At 73.3% G+C, this 16,637-nt stretch carries 15 protein-coding genes; 12 read left to right on the top strand and 3 right to left on the bottom strand.

The window, feature by feature from the left end; translation table 11 throughout:
- The first annotated feature begins 53 nt into the window (after window positions 1-53).
- From GCL84_RS20280 to GCL84_RS20255, 7 genes are all read left to right on the top strand, one after another.
- Window positions 54-1,100, top strand: coding sequence for a glycosyltransferase family protein (locus GCL84_RS20280; protein ID WP_235926498.1), 1,047 nt, complete (start codon window positions 54-56; stop codon window positions 1,098-1,100).
- Window positions 1,097-2,047 carry a glycosyltransferase family protein gene (locus GCL84_RS29420; RefSeq protein ID WP_197523388.1) on the top strand — a complete coding sequence of 317 codons (951 nt, stop codon included), beginning with the start codon at window positions 1,097-1,099 and terminating at the stop codon, window positions 2,045-2,047. Before GCL84_RS20280 ends, GCL84_RS29420 begins: the two co-directional genes overlap by 4 nt.
- On the top strand, window positions 2,041-3,384 hold the full coding sequence (locus tag GCL84_RS20275) for a glycosyltransferase family 2 protein (RefSeq protein ID WP_197523387.1): 1,344 nt from the start codon (window positions 2,041-2,043) through the stop codon (window positions 3,382-3,384). Before GCL84_RS29420 ends, GCL84_RS20275 begins: the two co-directional genes overlap by 7 nt.
- 1 nt (window position 3,385) lies before the next feature.
- Complete coding sequence (locus tag GCL84_RS20270; protein ID WP_156757101.1) at window positions 3,386-4,756, top strand: NAD(P)/FAD-dependent oxidoreductase; 1,371 nt, start codon at window positions 3,386-3,388, stop codon at window positions 4,754-4,756.
- 74 nt (window positions 4,757-4,830) lie between these two features.
- Window positions 4,831-5,433: a TetR/AcrR family transcriptional regulator gene (locus tag GCL84_RS20265; protein WP_197523386.1), complete on the top strand. Its 603-nt coding sequence runs from the start codon at window positions 4,831-4,833 to the stop codon at window positions 5,431-5,433.
- A 58-nt stretch (window positions 5,434-5,491) separates the two neighbouring features.
- Window positions 5,492-7,645 carry an MMPL family transporter gene (locus GCL84_RS20260; RefSeq protein WP_156757099.1) on the top strand — a complete coding sequence of 718 codons (2,154 nt, stop codon included), beginning with the start codon at window positions 5,492-5,494 and terminating at the stop codon, window positions 7,643-7,645.
- Window positions 7,638-8,360 carry an SDR family NAD(P)-dependent oxidoreductase gene (locus GCL84_RS20255; RefSeq protein ID WP_156757098.1) on the top strand — a complete coding sequence of 241 codons (723 nt, stop codon included), beginning with the start codon at window positions 7,638-7,640 and terminating at the stop codon, window positions 8,358-8,360. The genes GCL84_RS20260 and GCL84_RS20255 overlap by 8 nt, the downstream gene beginning before the upstream one ends.
- Here GCL84_RS20255 and GCL84_RS20250 read toward each other — a convergent pair.
- On the bottom strand, window positions 8,357-8,974 hold the full coding sequence (locus GCL84_RS20250; RefSeq protein WP_235926496.1) for a maleylpyruvate isomerase family mycothiol-dependent enzyme: 618 nt from the start codon (window positions 8,972-8,974) through the stop codon (window positions 8,357-8,359). The genes GCL84_RS20255 and GCL84_RS20250 overlap by 4 nt on opposite strands.
- 384 nt (window positions 8,975-9,358) lie before the next feature.
- Here GCL84_RS20250 and GCL84_RS20245 point away from each other — a divergent pair, with 384 nt between their 5' ends.
- Both GCL84_RS20245 and GCL84_RS20240 read left to right on the top strand, forming a co-directional pair.
- On the top strand, window positions 9,359-10,249 hold the full coding sequence (locus GCL84_RS20245; RefSeq protein WP_156757096.1) for an AurF N-oxygenase family protein: 891 nt from the start codon (window positions 9,359-9,361) through the stop codon (window positions 10,247-10,249).
- Between the two features lie 8 nt (window positions 10,250-10,257).
- Window positions 10,258-11,742: an FAD-dependent oxidoreductase gene (locus tag GCL84_RS20240; RefSeq protein WP_156757095.1), complete on the top strand. Its 1,485-nt coding sequence runs from the start codon at window positions 10,258-10,260 to the stop codon at window positions 11,740-11,742.
- Window positions 11,743-11,751: 9 nt separating this feature from the next.
- On the opposite strand, the gene GCL84_RS20235 is transcribed toward GCL84_RS20240, so the two are convergent.
- Window positions 11,752-12,675, bottom strand: coding sequence for an alpha/beta fold hydrolase (locus GCL84_RS20235; RefSeq protein WP_156757094.1), 924 nt, complete (start codon window positions 12,673-12,675; stop codon window positions 11,752-11,754).
- A gap of 144 nt (window positions 12,676-12,819) precedes the next feature.
- On the opposite strand from GCL84_RS20235, the gene GCL84_RS20230 reads away from it, so the two are divergent.
- A complete protein-coding gene (locus GCL84_RS20230) occupies window positions 12,820-13,431 on the top strand; it encodes a flavodoxin family protein (RefSeq protein ID WP_156757093.1) in 612 nt (203 codons plus the stop codon).
- 409 nt (window positions 13,432-13,840) lie between these two features.
- Here GCL84_RS20230 and GCL84_RS20225 read toward each other — a convergent pair whose 3' ends face one another.
- The gene (locus GCL84_RS20225) at window positions 13,841-14,485 is read right to left on the bottom strand and encodes a TetR/AcrR family transcriptional regulator (RefSeq protein WP_156757092.1); all 645 of its coding nucleotides are present in this window, start codon (window positions 14,483-14,485) and stop codon (window positions 13,841-13,843) included.
- 124 nt (window positions 14,486-14,609) lie between these two features.
- On the opposite strand from GCL84_RS20225, the gene GCL84_RS20220 reads away from it, so the two are divergent.
- Both GCL84_RS20220 and GCL84_RS20215 read left to right on the top strand, forming a co-directional pair.
- Window positions 14,610-15,806, top strand: a complete 1,197-nt coding sequence (locus GCL84_RS20220) for a cytochrome P450 (RefSeq protein WP_156757091.1) — start codon at window positions 14,610-14,612, stop codon at window positions 15,804-15,806.
- A gap of 263 nt (window positions 15,807-16,069) precedes the next feature.
- Window positions 16,070-16,588: a CAP family protein gene (locus GCL84_RS20215; protein ID WP_156757090.1), complete on the top strand. Its 519-nt coding sequence runs from the start codon at window positions 16,070-16,072 to the stop codon at window positions 16,586-16,588.
- Window positions 16,589-16,637: the final 49 nt, after the last annotated feature.

Below are 16,637 nucleotides of genomic sequence, written 5' to 3'. Positions count from 1 at the left end.
CTGCCGCCGCTGGCGGAGGTTTCGGCGGGGCCGGTCCTGGGGATTCGCCGGTAGTGCTGACCAGTGCCCCGCCGCTGCGCGTCGCCTCTGTGCCCGCGGACCACCCCTACGTCCGCCACCTCGCGCCTGCGGGTGGTGGTGGCGCGGTCCAGCGGCTGGACGACCCGGCGGTTCCCGGCGCGCCCGCCGGGCAGTGGTGGCCCCCGGTGATGCTGCGGCCGGACTGGGTGCGGGCGCACGCCGCCGACTTCGACCTCCTGCACCTGCACTTCGGCTTCGACGACCGCACACCGGCCGAGCTCCTGGCCGTGGCGGACGCGCTGCGGTCCGCCCGCAAGCCGCTGGTGCTGACCGTGCACGACCTGCGCAACCCGCACCACGAGACGCCGGAGCGGCACACGGCGGCGCTCGACGCGCTGATCCCGGCGGCGGACGCGCTGATCACGCTGACCCGCGGCGCCGCTGCGCGGGTGCGCTCCCGCTGGGGCAGGACGGCGTCGGTCATCCCCCACCCGCACGTCGTCGACGAGCGGTGGCTGGGCGGTGGACGACCCGTGCGACCGGGGTTCGTGGTGGGCGTGCACGCCAAGAGCCAGCGGGCCAACAGCGACCCGGTCACCGTGGCGCAACGGCTCGCCGAGGCCGCGAGCGCGCTGCCGGGGGTGACCGTCCGCGTCGACGCCCACGACGACGAGCGCGGTCGGGCCGTCGCGCGGCGGGTGGAGCGGCTGGGTGTCGACCTGCGCGTCCACCCCCGGTTCGGCGACGAGGAGCTGTGGGCGTACCTGGCCTCGCTCGACCTGTCGGTGCTCCCGTACCGCTTCGGCACGCACTCGGGCTGGTTGGAGGCGTGCCACGACCTGGGGACGGCGGCGCTGGTGCCGTCGTGCGGCTGCTACGCCGAGCAGGCCCCGTGCCTGGTGTACCGCTGGGAGGCCGCCGCGGCGGAGCCGGACTCGCTCACCGCCCAGCTCCGGTCGGCGTGGGAGCTGCGCCCCGGGTGGCAGGCCTCGGCCGACGACCGCTCCCGGCAGCGCGCGGGGATCGCCGCCGCGCACGAGCGGGTCTACCGGGACGTCCTGGCCCGGTGGCGGGGATGAGGGTGCGGATGCACTGCCCGGGGCCCGAGGGCCACGGCGTCGCACGGCACGCGCGGTGCCTGTCGACACTGCTCCTGGAACGGGGGGTGCGGGTGGTCGAGTCCGGCGCGGACCTCGTGCACGTCCAGTTCTCGGACAGCCTCTACGACGGTGCCGCCGCGACGGCGGCGTCGGCGTTCGAGGGGTGGGCCGCGGGTGTCGCCGGGCCAGTGGTCGTCACCGTGCACGACCTGCCCGGGGACGACCCCGACCCCGGGCGGGACGCCCGCCGTGGCGCGGCCTACCGGCGGGTGCTGGACTCCGGCGCGCGCGTGGTGGTGTCGGCGGGGCACGAGGCGGAGAAGGTGCTGGCGCTGACGGGCGAGAAGCCCGATGTCATCCCGCTGCCGCTGCCTCACCGCGCGGCGCACGCCGGGCAACGGCGGCGGACCGCGCTGGGGGTGGCGGGGTTCGTCTACCCGGGAAAGGGGCACGAGGAGGTCATCCGGGCGGCGGCCCGGCACCCGTGGCGCCCGGAGGTCGTGGCGTTGGGGGCGGCCAGCGCGGGGCACGCGGGGCTCGCCGCGGGGTTGGCCGCGGTGGCCGAGGAGCTCGGTGTCCGGTTCACAGTGACCGGGACGCTGGACGACCCGGGCATGGCGGCGGGGCTGTCCGCGGTGGCGGTGCCGGTGGCGCCTGCTCGACGGGTCAGCGCGAGCGGTTCGGTGATGAGCTGGTTGTCGGTCGGCCGTCGTCCGCTGGTGGCCGCGGGCGCCTACTCGCGGGAGCTGGCCGCGATGGCCCCTTCCGCGGTCCACCTGTACGAGACGGACCAGGACCTGGACGACCTGGTGGACCGGGCATTGCGCGACGAGGCCGTGACCCGGGCGGCGGGGCCCGCGCGGTGGTTCGACGTGGGCGGGATGCACCGCGACCTCTACGCCTCGGTGCTGGAGGCTTCGTGCTGACCGACGTCTTCGTCCCGCACAACCGCTGGGACCTGGTGGACCGCTACCCGCTGCCCACCCCGTCGGTCTCCGTCGTGATCGTCCACTTCGAACAACACGCGCAGCTCGACCGCACGTGCCGGGCGCTGGCCGCGCAGACCTCGCTCCCCGCGGAGATCATCGTCGCCGACGACGGGTCACCCCGCCCACCCACCCCCTCCGCCGGTGGCGTCCCCGTGCGCGTTGTGGCACAGCCGGACCGGGGCTTCCGCGCGGCGGCGGCCCGCAACCTCGGCGCGGCGCACGCCATCGGCGAGGTCCTGGTCTTCCTCGACGCCGACACCGCCCCCGAGCCCGGCTTCCTCGCGGCGATCACGCGCACGGTCGCCCGCTGCCCCGACGCCCTGGCCGTCGGCAGGCGCGAGCACGGCGACTTCACCGGCGTCCCCCTCGACGCCGATCCCCGGACCGCCCGCAGGCTGCCGCCGCCGGAGTGGCTGGAGCGGGAGTACGCGCGATCCGAGGACCTCCTGAACGCCGACGGGCGCAGCTTCCGCTTCGTCATCAGCGCCGTGCTCGCCTGCCGCACCAGCCTGTTCCACGAGCTGGGCGGCTTCGACGAGCGCTTCGTCGGCTACGGCGGCGAGGACTGGGACCTGGCCTACCGGGCCTGGAACCGCGGCGCGGTGCTGGTCCGCGAGCGCGCCGCCGTCGCCTGGCACGACGGGCCCGACTGGGCCGGGCGGGCGGCGGCCTCGGACTCCCTGGACGCCCAGGCGATCCGGCTCGCCGCGCTGGTCCCCGAGCCGCACACCCGCGGCGCCCCGCTGCCCGCCGACCTCCCGGACGTCCTGGTCGACCTCGCCGAGGGCGCGGACCCCATCCGCACCACGCACTCCCTGCTCAACCAGACCTTCCGGGACCTGCGGGTGCGCCTGCCCGCGGGCACGGCCCCGCACGTCGCCGACCTCTACGGCGCCAACGTCCACCGCGGCGCCTGGACCCCCGACCAGCTCCGGCGCTGCCGGGCCCGGCTCACCGCGTCCGCGCCCCTGCACCCGTCGGCGGTGGCGGCCGCCATGGCGGCGCTCGTCGACGGCGACCTCGGGACGGTCGAGCTGGTGGACGGGCGCTCGACGACCGCCACCCTGACCGGCAACCGCTGCCTGGGCCGCGCGCACCGCTGGCGGCGCCGGTTCGACGCCTGCGAGGTGGCCGACCTGTTCGGGACAGCCGTGGTGGAGGCCGGGTCGCGAATCAGGCAGGACACGGCGGTCGACCAGTACTTCTCAGCGAGCAGCGAACACCGCCCGCCCGCCCCGGTCCCGGGGCCAGGGCCCGGTGTCAGGATGGGATGAGGTGACCGACCGCGTGGAGGAGAACCAGGTGGCAGACGGGGGCGTCGAGGGCGGCAGGCACCGGGTCGTCATCATCGGCAGCGGGTTCGGCGGGCTGTTCGCCGCCCGCACGCTCAAACGCGCGCCGGTGGACGTCACCGTGGTGGCCAGCACCGGGCACCACCTGTTCCAACCGCTGCTCTACCAGGTCGCGACCGGCGTGCTGTCCGAGGGCGAGATCGCGCCCGCCACACGCGAGGTCCTGCGGCGGCAGGACAACGCCACGGTGCTGCTGGGCCACGTGACGGGGATCGACGTGCGGCGCAAGGAGGTCGTGTCGCGCAGCCCCATCGGCGAGACCACGACGCCCTACGACAGCCTGATCGTCGCGGCCGGGGCGGGGCAGTCCTACTTCGGCAACGACCACTTCGCCGAGTTCGCGCCCGGCATGAAGAGCATCGACGACGCGCTGGAGCTGCGCGGGCGGATCTTCGGCGCGTTCGAGATCGCCGAGCTGATCGAGGACCCGGTCGAGCGCGAGCAGTGGCTCACCTTCGTCGTCGTGGGCGCCGGGCCCACGGGGGTGGAGATGGCGGGCCAGATCGCCGAGTTGGCCAGCAACACCCTCGACCGCGACTTCCGGCGCGTGGACCCCACCACGGCCAAGGTCATCCTGCTCGACGCCGCCCCCGCGGTCCTGGGCCAGTTCGGCGACCGCCTCTCGACCAAGGCCAAGCAGCAGCTCGAGCGCCTCGGCGTCGACGTGCGGCTCAACGTCAAGGTGGTCAACGTCGACTCCACCGGCGTCGAGGTCACCGACGCCGACGGCGCCCCCCAGCGCATCACCACCCGCACCAAGGTGTGGGCCGCGGGCGTGGCCGCGTCGCCGCTGGCGCGGCTGCTGGCCGAGCAGACCGGCGCCGGGCTCGACCGCGCGGGCCGGGTCAAGGTCCGACCCGACACCACGCTGCCCGGGCACCCGGAGGTCTTCGCCATCGGCGACATGATGGCGCTGGACAACCTGCCCGGTGTCGCCCAGGTCGCCATGCAGCAGGGCAAGTACGCCGCCCGCACCATCGTCGACCGCCTGGCGGGCAAGCCCGACCTGCCGCCCTTCCACTACCGCGACAAGGGCAGCATGGCCACGGTCTCGCGCTTCCACGCCGTGGCCAGCGTCGGCACCCGCGTGCGGCTGGCGGGTTTCGTCGCCTGGCTGATGTGGCTGGCCGTGCACATCGTCTACCTGATCGGCTTCAAGAACCGGGTCACCACCCTGCTGCACTGGGCGGTCACGTTCCTCGGCCAGGCCCGCTCCGAGCGCGTCGCCACCGAGCAGCAGATCTTCGCCCGCATGGCCCTGCAGCGCGACCGCGGCGACGCCGAGCGGACCTGACGGCCAGCACGCTGAGATACGTTTCACTTTCGGAAAATTTGCAATTCCGGAAAGTTCCAGCCATGGTGGGTGGGGTGTCCGACGAACCCGGCCTGCGCGACCGCAAGAAGGCGGCAACGCGCGCCGCGCTGAGCCACGCGGCGTGGTCGATCATGGTCGAGGACGGACTGGCGGCGGTGTCGCCGGAGTCGGTGGCCGAACGGGTCGGGGTGTCCTCGCGCACGTTCCGCAACTACTTCGCCAGCCGCGAGGAGGCCATCATCGACGGCTGGTCGCGCCGCCACCACGCGCTCGCCGACCGGGTCCGGGAGCGGCCCCCGGCCGAGCCGCTGTGGGACTCGCTGGTGCGCGTGCTGCCCGAGGCGGCCCTGGAGATCATCGGCAGCCGCGACGACATCGCCCTGATGATCCGGGTGATCACCGAGAGCCCGACCCTGCTCGCGCACAACCTGCTGGCCCTGCAGCGCACCAGCGGCCTGCTGGCCGAGGTCGTCGCCGAGCGCACCGGCGAGCGGCGGCTCGTGCCGCACGTCGTCGCGGGCGCCGTGCTCGCCGCGCTCGCCTCCGCGGTCACCTACTGGGCCACCCACGACACCGACGAGCCCCTGCCCGACCTGCTGCGCCAGTGCCTCGAGCACCTGCGCGCCGGGCTGCCGGTGGGACCGCCCACCCCCTGAACCGTCCCCACCGTCCCCCCGGGGCGGGTCGAGCACGCCCCGAACAGGAGAACCCCCGTTGGCCACCTTCCTCTACCGGCTCGGCCGGGCCTCGTTCCGCAAGCGGTGGGCGACCGCTGTGGTGTGGCTGGTCCTGCTCGGCGCGACCGTCATCGGCGCGCTGACCCTGGCCAAGCCCGCCTCGGGCACCTTCGAGATCCCGGGCACCCCGGCCCAGCAGGCCATCGACCTGCTCGGCGAGCGGTTCCCGGAGGCGGGCGCGGGCGGGGCGACCGCGCGCGTGGTGTTCGCCGCGCCGGAGGGCCGCTCAGTGGCCGAGGACGAGTACCGCGAGGCCATCGGCGCCGCGGTGCGGGAACTGGCCGGGCAGGAGCAGATCGCGCTGGCGACGGACCCGTTCCAGACCCAGGCGCTCAACCCGGACGCGACCATGGCCTACTCGCAGGTGGGCTTCACGGTCTCCGGGGCGCTGGTGACCGACGAGTCCCGCGCGGAGCTGAACCGGGCCATGGACACCGCCCGCGACGCCGGGCTGACCGTGGAGGCCAGCGGCGACGCGCTGCTGGCCCAGGTGACGACCGGACCGGCCGAGGTGGTCGGCATCATCGTCGCCGCGCTGGTGCTGGTGATCACCTTCGGCTCGCTGGTGGCCGCCGGGCTGCCGCTGCTGACCGCGCTCGTGGGCATCGGCCTGGGCGTCAGCGGCGTGTTCATCGTCGGCGGGTTCGCCGACCTGTCCTCCTACACCCCGGTCCTGGCGCTGATGCTGGGCCTGGCGGTCGCGATCGACTACGCGCTGTTCATCGTCTCCCGGTACCGGCACGAACTGGTGGCGGGCCGCGACCCCGAGGACGCCGCCGGGCACGCCGTCGGCACCGCCGGGTCCGCGGTGGTCTTCGCCGGGCTCACCGTCGTGATCGCGCTGGCGGGCCTGTCGGTCATCGGCATCCCCTTCCTGACCCAGATGGGCCTGGCCGCCGCGGGCACCGTCGCGGTGTCGGTGCTGCTGGCGCTGACCCTGCTGCCCGCCCTGCTCGGGTTCGCGGGCGAGAAGGTCAAGGGCAAGCGCGGCCGCGACCCGGAGGGCGCCGACGCGACCAAGCCCGCGATGGGCGCCCGCTGGGTCGGCTTCATCGCCCGCAGGCCGGTCCCGGTGCTGCTGGCGGCGCTGATCGCGCTCGGCGTCATCGCCGTGCCCGCCTTCGACCTGCGGCTGAGCATGCCCAGCGACGGCGCGGCGAGCCCGGAGTCCACCCAGCGCAAGGCCTACGACCTCATCGCCGAGGGCTTCGGCCCCGGCGTCAACGGCCAGCTCACCGTCGTCGTCGACACCGCCGCGGGCGCCGCCCAGCAGGCCGCCGGCCAGGTCGCGCAGCGCGTCCAGGGCCTGCCCGGGGTGCTGGCCGCGATCCCGTCGGCGACCAACCCGGCGGGCGACACCGCCCTGCTGACCGTCATCCCGGCCAGCGCGCCGAACGACACCGCCACCGAGGACCTGGTCCGCGCCATCCGCGACCTCGACGGCGCGGTGCCCGGCGCGGGGGTCTCCGTCACCGGCCTGACCGCGGTGAACATCGACATCTCCCAGCAGTTGGACGACGCGCTGGTGCCCTACCTGGCCGTGGTCGTCGGCCTGGCGTTCCTGCTGCTGATCCTGGTGTTCCGCTCGCTGCTGGTGCCGCTCAAGGCCGCCGCGGGCTTCCTGCTGAGCATCGCGGCCACGCTCGGCGCGGTCGTGGCGGTGTTCCAGTGGGGCTGGCTGGCCGACCTGTTCGGGGTGGACCAACCGGGGCCGGTCATCAGCTTCCTGCCCATCTTCCTGGTCGGCATCGTGTTCGGCCTGGCGATGGACTACCAGGTGTTCCTGGTGACCCGCATGCGCGAGGAGCACGTGCACGGCGCCGAGCCCACCGAGGCGATCACCACCGGCTTCACCCACGGCGCCCGGGTGGTCACCGCCGCGGCACTGATCATGATCAGCGTGTTCGCGGGCTTCGTGTTCTCCCCGGAGGTTTTCGTCAAGGCCATCGGCTTCGGCCTGGCCATCGCGGTGTTCTTCGACGCGATCGTGGTTCGCATGATCATCGTCCCGGCCGTGATGACCCTGCTCGGCAGGGCCGCCTGGTGGCTGCCGCGCTGGCTGGACAAGGCCATCCCGAACGTGGACATCGAGGGCGAGGCCCTGGCCAAGAAGCAGGCGGTCGATGTCTGAGCGCTTCACCGGCCACACGGTCGTGGTGACCGGCGCCGCCTCCGGCATCGGCGCGGCCACCGCGACCGCCCTCGCCGCGGAGGGCGCCCGCGTGGTCGGGGTGGACATCGCCGCGGTCGACCTGCCCGGCGTGGAGCCGCTGCGGGCCGACATCACCGACCCCGACGACATCGCGCGCGTCGCCGAGGCCGCCGGGTCCCGGGTGGACGGCCTGGCCAACGTCGCCGGGATCATCGACGACTTCTCCCCGCTGCACGAGGTCACCGACGAGGTGTGGCGGCGGGTCTTCGCGGTCAACGTCGATGGCATGATGCGCCTGACCCGCGCCCTGCTGCCGCCGATGATCGCCGCGGGCCGCGGCTCGGTGGTCAACATCGCCTCCGAGGCCGCCCTGCGCGGCTCGGCGGCGGGTGTGGCCTACACCGCCGCCAAGCACGCCGTCGTCGGCCTGACCCGCAGCACGGCGTTCATGTACGCCCCCCACGGCATCCGCGTCAACGCCGTGGCCCCCGGCGGCGTCGCCACCGGCATGACCGCGGGCGGCGGCTCCCCGTCCGAGGCGGGCCTGGCCCGCATCAGCCCCTTCCTGGCCACCCTCCCCCCGATCGCGACCCCGGAGCAGGTCGCCGCCACGATCACCCACCTGCTCAGCGACGAGTCCTCCAACACCACCGGGGTCCTGCTCCCCTGCGACGGCGGCTGGTCGGTCCACTAGGGAGTATCCCGGGGCATCCGTCCGCGCAAGAGGGCAACCCCGGGACCCGCGAGGTCCGGGAGCGCGTGCGGCCGTCCGGCGAAGGCCATCAGGAGTGCCTCGCCGGGGCCGCGGACCTCTGGGCCCTCGCCGCGGGTCCAGTCCAGGTCCTCGGCGACGATCCGGAGGCCCTTGGCTCGGGGGCCCGCGCCGATCGGGGGCGCTTTCAGGCCGGCCTTGAGCGCGGTCCGGAGGCGGTCGCGCGGGATCTCGCGGGGCATGTCCAGGGCGCGGCGGATGTCCTGGTGGTGGATGAGGCCGTCGACCAGGGCGACGGTGCCGCCCAACGCCTTCATGACGCCCGCGGGGCGGGCGCGCACCCGGTCGACGAGGGCCGGGGGCTCGGCCGCGATCTCGTCCATCCGGGCCTGGTTGGTGCGGGAGAGGCTGAACCCGTTGCGCGCCAGGCGGCCCACCAGCTCCAGCGGGCGCATGCCGTCGAAACTGGTGACGTGGGCGACCACGTCTCGCACCGACCACCCGGCGCACAGGGACGGGGCGTCCCAGTGCGCCGGGTCGAGGCCCGCGAGGAAGTCGGCGAACTCCACGCGTTCCTCGGCTGCGAACTCGATCATCTTTGCCATGGGACCTGGCTAATCCACCCAGCGCCCGCTGTCAACGCGGCGCGGTCTGGGTCACCGAGACAGGATCGCCCCCGCCCGTGTTCCGATCTCCACAGGTCACTCAAATATCGAGATAGTAAATAGAAAATTGGTCATCAAAATAAATACTTTGAGCCTCACCGACCCTTCCGCGCCGGGTTGCCCACCGCGACCAGGTCGGGCGCGGCGAGGTCGAGATCGACAGGGTTCTGCGCGAGCAACCCGACGGCCTGCCCGGACGTCCTCCCAGCGAACCCCAGGGACGCTCGAACTCAGTGCTGGCGCTCACACCAAAGTGGTGTTACCTTCGGTAATAGTAAATCCAAGTAACATGCAGCGAGCCTCCGAGAGGTTGAGATGACTGAGGTCGACACCCCCCGCAAGGCGACGACGCAGCGGTTGCTCGAGTCGGCCGCGATGCTGTCCTACGACCCCGCGCTGGAAGTCGACTGGGAGACCCCGCTCGACACCTCCTACCACGGCATGAGCCCGGAGTGGAGCACGCTCTACGGGACCGACTACTGGGCCGAGATGACCGAGGACCAGCGCAAGGAGCTGACCCGGCAGGAGGCCGCGTCGGTCGCCAGCACCGGTATCTGGTTCGAGATGATCCTGCAGCAGATGGTCCTGCGGGACTTCTACGCCAAGGACCCGACCGACCCGGCGTTCCAGTGGGCGCTGACCGAGATCGCCGACGAGTGCAGGCACTCGATCATGTTCGCCCGCGGCGCCGAGAAGCTGCGCGCCCCCGCGTACCGCCCGCAGCGCCACGTCGTGGAGCTGGGCCGGGCGTTCAAGGCCATCGCGACCGGTGAGGCCGCCTACGCGGCGATCCTGGTCGCCGAGGAGGTCCTCGACGTCATGCAGCGCGACAGCATGCGCGACGAGCGCGTGGTGCCGTTCGTGCGGACGATCAACAACATCCACGTGGTCGAGGAGTCCCGGCACATGAAGTTCGCCCGGGAGGAGACCAAGCAGCGCCTCATGGGCGCGGGCCGGGCCCGCCGCGAGGCCAACGCCATCGCCGTCGCGATCACCTCGTACTTCATCGTCACCAGCATGATCAACCGCGAGGTGTACCAGTACGCGGGCCTGGACAGCGAGCGGGCGATCCGCGAGGCCAAGGCCAACGAGCACCACAGGTCGATGCTGCGCTCGAGCTGCGCCGGGCTGATGGACTTCCTGGACTCCTGCGGTCTGCTGACCAAGGCCGCCCTGCGGTTCTACCGCCGCGCCAGCCTGATCTGAGCCCAGCCATGGCCTTCGCGATCACCCAGACCTGTTGCAGCGACGCGTCCTGCGTGTCGGTCTGCCCCGTCAACTGCATCCACCCGACGCCGGACGAGCCGGACTTCGGGACCACGGAGATGCTCTACGTGGACCCGGACACCTGCATCGACTGCGGCGCCTGCGCCGACGCCTGCCCGGTCGACGCGATCCACCCGCTCGACGAGCTGACCGGCGCGCTGGCGGCCTACGGCGAGATCAACGCCGCCTACTTCGCCGACCGGGAGCCCGCCGCGGCGGCCCCGTCGGCGGCGCCGAACTTCCACCGCTGGAGCCAGCCGGTGTTCGCCCACGACATCCCCAGCGACATGGCGCCGCTGGACGTGGCGGTCATCGGCACCGGTCCGGCGGGGATGTACGCGGTCGAGGAACTGGTGCTGCACACCAACGCCACGGTGACGCTGATCGACCGGCACCCGGTGCCCGGTGGGCTGATCCGGTTCGGCGTGGCGCCGGACCACCCGTCCACCAAGCGGATCGGCGAGACCTTCGCCCGCTTCCACGACCACCCGCGCGTCCGGCTGCGGCTGGGGGTCGAGGTGGGCGGGGACGTCACGGTGGAGGAGCTGTCCGCCCGCCACGACGCCGTGGTGTGCGCGGTCGGCGCGTCGTCAGCGCGCAAGCTGGGCGTGCCGGGCGAGGACCTGCCCGGCGTCATCGCCGCGACCACGGTCGTCGGCTGGTACAACGGCCACCCGGACGTGCCCGCGGACGTGGTGGACCTGTCGGCCGAGCGCGTGGTGCTGGTGGGCAACGGGAACGTCGCGCTCGACGTGGCGCGCATCCTGACCGCCGACCCGGACGACCTGGAGGGCACGACCATCGCGCCGCACGCGCTGCGGCGGCTGCGGTCGAGCAAGGTCAGGGAGGTCGTGCTGCTGGCCAGGCGCGGTCCGGAGCACGCCGCGTTCACCGCGCCGGAGCTGCTGGCGCTGACCCAGCGCGCCGACGTCCCGGTCGTCGTCGACTGCGCGGAGCCGGTGCCGGGCGGGGCGCGCGGGACCAAGGCGGGGCTGCTGGGCTCGCTGCCGGTCGAACGGGTCGACTGGTCGACGCCGCCCGCGGCGGGCAGGCGGATCGTGCTCGCCTTCCACAAGACGCCGACGGCGATCGTGGGTGACACGCGGGTGCGCGGTGTGCGCACGGTCGAGACCGAGATCGTCGCCGACCAGGTCATCACCGCGATCGGCTACCGGGGCGTGGCCGTGCCGGGGCTGCCGTTCGACGAGGCCACCGGGACCGTCCCGAACACCGGCGGCCGGGTGGACGACCGGGTCGGGGTGTACGTGGTCGGCTGGATCAAGCGTGGCCCGAGCGGTGGGATCGGCGCCAACCGCACGTGCGCCCAGGAGACGGTGTCCGCGCTGATCTCCGACGCGGTGTCCGGCGCCCTGCCGACGCGCAGGAGGCGCTCGCCCATCGCCGCGCTGGCGGGTCGGCTGCTCAGGCGGTAGGCACGCGGGTCAGCCCGCCCCGGCCAGCAGGCGGTCGCGCAGACCGCTGGGGTCGGGGCGGGCGGGCCTCGTGGCGTTGAGGAAGCCCGCCACCGTGGCGGCGAAGCGCTCGGGGTCGTCCAGGTGCGGAAAGTGCCCCGCGCCCTGGAACACCGCGAGGTGGCTGTTGGGGGTCTTCTCGTGCGCGTCGGTGGTGTGCTGTGCCGGGATGACCGCGTCCGTGTCGCCGGTGATGAACAGCAGCGGCGTGTGCGCGGTGAGGTAGAGCTTCGCGGTCGCGTCGATGCGCTGCCCGGTGAGGTCCAGCGCGCCGCGCGCGGTGTGCATGAACGCGGCGCGGGCGTCGTGGTGCGACAGCGACGCCAGGGCGCGGGCCAACTCGTCGAGGTCGTTGGCCGCCATGGACGGCACCGCCCGCAGTGCCTTGTGCAGCAGGTTGCCGACCCAGCGCGGGGTCAACGTGGTCATCAGGCGCAGCGCGACCAGGCTGCCGGGGATGGTCGCCGCCCGCAGCGCGGGGGTGACCTCGGGGCCGAGGCCGCCGCTGGAGACGAGCACCAGGCGGTTGGCCAGCTCCGGGAACTGGTAGGCGAACTGCATCGCCACTCCCCCGCCGAACGAGTGGCCGACCACCGTCGCCCCGCTGACGCCCAGGGCGATGAGCAGGTCGCGCAGCCCGGAGGCGTACGAGCCGACCGAGTAGTCACCACCGCGCGGCTTGGCCGACCGGCCGTGCCCCAACAGGTCGGGGGCGATGACGGTCGCCCGCTCGGCCAGCAGCGGCAGCACCGGCCGCCAGGTCTCGGAGTCGCCCGCCAGCCCGTGCAGCAGCACCACCACGGGGCCCCGCCTGCCCGCGCGCAGGTACGTGTACCGCTGCCCGTGCAGGGTGATCTCGCATTCCCGCACCGCTGTGTCCCACCGACGCGCCATGATCGGCCTCCCGTGCTCCAAGTCGCCCCCGAGACGTACCCCCTAATGGGGGTAATCAATCCCGCCGACCCAGCCCACACCCGCTGATCAGGGCGAACAGCCTCGGGCTGGTTTCCGCGCACAGCGCCCGGGTATCCGCCCCGCATGGCGAAGACCTTGCGGGCGCTGGCCCTCGTGTGCACCCTCAGCCCCTCGCCCGCGGCGTCGAGCAGCGACCTGCTGGCGGGGCAGGTCCTCAGCGCCCTGGCCGGGCACGACGTGGCGGGCGAGGTCGTCCGCGTGGTCGACCACGACGTCAAGCCCGGCGTCGAGAAGGACATGGGGCCGGGCGACGAGTGGCCCGCGATCCGGGAGCGGCTGCTCGCCGCCGACATCCTGCTGATCGCGACGCCGACCTGGGTCGGCCACCCCAGCAGCGTGGCCGCCCGGGTGCTGGAGCGGCTGGACGCCGAACTGTCCGAGACCGACGACGCCGGGAGGTCGTCGATGTTCGGCAAGGTGGCGGTGGTGGCCGTGGTGGGCAACGAGGACGGCGCGCACAAGATCACCGCCGATGTGTTCCAGGCGCTCAACGACATCGGGTTCACCATCCCGGCGCAGGGCGCGACCTACTGGAACGGCGAGGCGATGCAGAGCGTGGACTACAAGGACCTCGACGAGACCCCCGCGCCGGTGGCCAGCACGACGGCGACCCTCGCGGCCAACGCCGCGCACTTGGCCCGCGCGCTCAAGATTTCCGCCTACCCTCCTCGATAGGCGCGCCTGTCGTTCCCCGGTGCTAGCAGCACCAGCGGCCCAGGAACCCTGAGCCAGTACATCGACGTGCGCGGCGCGGGGCGCCTGCACGTCCTCCCCAGCCGACGGGGACACTTCGCCAACGGCGGAGCCGGAGATCTCGCGCGGCTGGCTCTCGACGATCCTGCGGGTCAAGGCGTCGGAGGCGGAATGCGTACCACGGCGATCCGGTGCGCGGTTCCGACGACTCGGCCGGGCGGGCGAGGTGGCCGCGCTGCGCCGGCCGGGCCCGGGCGCTGGCCGCCCCATGCGACGCCCCGCTGTACGTCGATTCGGTGGACCGGGTGGTCCTGCTCGGCGTACTTGGCGTGGTGCGCCTCTCGGACAGCCGCGACGGGTCTCGCGGCTGACCGGCACATCGGTGGCTGACTCACCCGCGGACGGGCGCCAGCAGCATGCCCGTCACGGCGTCGGTCAGCGCCGAGCCGATCATCGCCCAGTCGGCGGGCTTGCCGGTGTCGGCCGCGGCGTGCTCCTGCTCGGCGCAGGTGTGCACGATCGCCAGGCGCACGGTCTGGCCGCGCAGCGCCGCGGCCGCGGGCGGCAGGGCGGGTACGGTCGCCCACAGCGCGGCCATGCCCTCCTCGTGCACCGGGGTGATCAGCCCGCCGCGGACCAGGCCGGTGAAGGTGGGGTCGGTGCTGACCTGGGCGATGAACCGGGCGCACCAGCTCGGGTTGCCCAGCTCGGCCAGGTGCTCGGTGTAGGGCAGGACCAGGCTGGCCACGTGGTCGCGCGGGTCCGCCGAGCCCCTGACCTGCTCGACGAGCTCGCGGGTGCGCGCCGCGATGGGCCCGGTGTGCGTGGCGGCGATGGCCTGCACGAGGTCGTCGCGGGTGCCCACGTGGTAGGTCAGGGCCGAGTTGTTGGCCTGCCCAGCGGCCTCCACGATCTGCCGGTTGGAGACCTGGGAGAGGCCGCGTTCGGCGTAGAGGCGCTCCGCGGTGCGCAGCAGCAGCTCCCTGGTCGCCTCGGCCCGCTCGCGGCGGGTCGCTGGTCCGGCCTGCGTGTCCATGCCCCCCATCTCACCCCATCGGCGGCGACGGACTCGTCAGACAAGCATCTGACTTACGAGTAGGGTACGCAGTGTGGCCGTCTGACGGCTGTCAGTGCCCGAGAACGATGAGAGGAGTTCGGCGATGACCGCCGCGGAGCCCAGGTCCTTCCCGTTCAGCGAGACCCAGCAGCTCGACACGGAGCCGCTGTTCGCACGCCTGCGCGTCGAGGAGCCGCTGAGCCGGGTGGTGCTCCCCTACGGCGAGCCCGCGTGGCTGGCCACCCGGTACGACGACGTCAAGGTGGTGCTCGGCGACCCCCGGTTCAGCCGGGCGGCGGCCATCGGGCGCGACGAGCCGAGGATGCGCCCGGTGCTGCCCCCGCCGGGCAACATCATGAGCATGGACCCGCCCGACCACAGCAGGCTGCGGCGGCTGGCGACCAAGGCGTTCACCGTGCGGCGGGTGGAGGCGCTGCGCCCCCGCACCCAGGAGATCGCCGACCGCCTGGTCGACGCGATGCTGGACAAGGGCGCGCCCGCGGACCTGGTCGCCGACTTCGCGCTGCCGCTGCCGATCACCGTCATCTGCGAGATGCTCGGCGTGCCCTTCGAGGACCGCGGCGACTTCCGCTACTGGTCGGAGGCGTTCCTGTCGACCACGAAGTACTCCATCGAGGAGATCACCGACTGCGTCGGCAAGCTGCGCGGCTACATGGCGGGCCTGATCGCCCAGCGCCGCGAGCAGGCCACCGACGACCTGCTCAGCGACCTGGTCGCCGCCCGCGACGAGGGCGACAAGCTGACCGAGGACGAGATGCTCTCGCTCGCCGAGGGCCTGCTCATCGCCGGGCACGAGACCACCGCGTCCCAGATCCCGAACTTCGTCCACACCCTCCTGACCCACCCCGACCAGCTCGCGCTCCTGCGCTCGGACCTGACCTTGGTGCCCAAGGCCGTCGAGGAGCTGATGCGCTTCGTGCCGCTGGGCAACGGCACCGGCATCGCCCGCTACGCCACCGAGGACGTCGAACTGGGCGGCGTCCTGGTCCGCGCGGGCGAGCCGGTCCTGCCGGTCACCACCTCCGCCAACCGCGACGCGGCGGTGTTCGAGGACCCGGACTCCCTCGACCTCACCCGCAAGGGCGCCACGCACGTGGGCTTCGGCCACGGCCCGCACCACTGCCTGGGCGCCCCGCTGGCCAGGGTCGAGCTGCAGGTCGCCCTGGACACCCTCATCCGCAGGCTGCCCGGCTTCCGCTTCGCCGACCCGCAGGGCATCACCTGGAAGTCCGGCGTCGCCACGCGTGGACCGGCCTGTCTGCCGCTCACCTGGGACTGATCCCCCTGGGGCAGGCGAATGCGCGTCGTGCCGGGGTGTCGGATGAGCGGTGGTCGTCGGGGCGCCCAAGCTCGTAGCGGAAGATCCAGGTGACGCCGAAGCGATCAGCCGGCACCCGGGGGCGGGCGCCTCCTCACCCGTCCTCGTGCTGGCTAGGTCATGAACGGCGCCCGCATGACGCGTCACCGCTCGGAGGTGTGGTTTCGGTTTGTCCTTTGTGTAGTGGGCAATGCCCACCGGCATACCGGAGATGAGGAGTCACGATGTCCAGTTCGATCCTGTCCGCGGTGATGACCCTCGCCGCGGTGGCCGCACCGGTCAGCCCGTCGGCGGAGGCGCCTGCCCCCGAGTTCAAGCAAGAGGCGCTCGCCGCGCACAACGAGGCCCGCGCGCAGTACGGGGCGGAGGCGTTGACGTGGAACGACAGCCTGTACGACGACACGCTCGCCTGGGCGCGGTCGTGCAAGTTCGAGCACTCCGACAACGGCGGCCGCTACGGGGAGAACCTGGCCGCCCAGACCCCGGCGCTGAGCGCGAGGGACGCCGTGAACATGTGGATGAGCGAGGTCAAGGACTACGACTACGCCAACCCCGGGTTCTCCACGGCGACCGGGCACTTCACCCAGGTGGTGTGGAAGTCGACCACACAGGTGGCGGTGGCGGCGGCCGACTGCCCCGCGGGCACGGTCCTCCCCGAGGCCTCGGTGTTCGTGGTCGCCCGCTACACCCCGCCCGGCAACTTCACGGACCAGTTCGCCCAGAACGTGGGCCCCCGGGTCTAGGCCATGTTTCGAAAGCCGGGGCCCAGGTCGTGGGCGCGCTCGCGCAAGT

Source organism: Actinokineospora pegani, assembly GCF_009745975.1.
GTDB lineage: Bacteria > Actinomycetota > Actinomycetes > Mycobacteriales > Pseudonocardiaceae > Actinokineospora > Actinokineospora pegani.
Note: the sequence above shows the minus strand (reverse complement) of the source record. Positions and strands in the feature narration are given on the sequence as shown.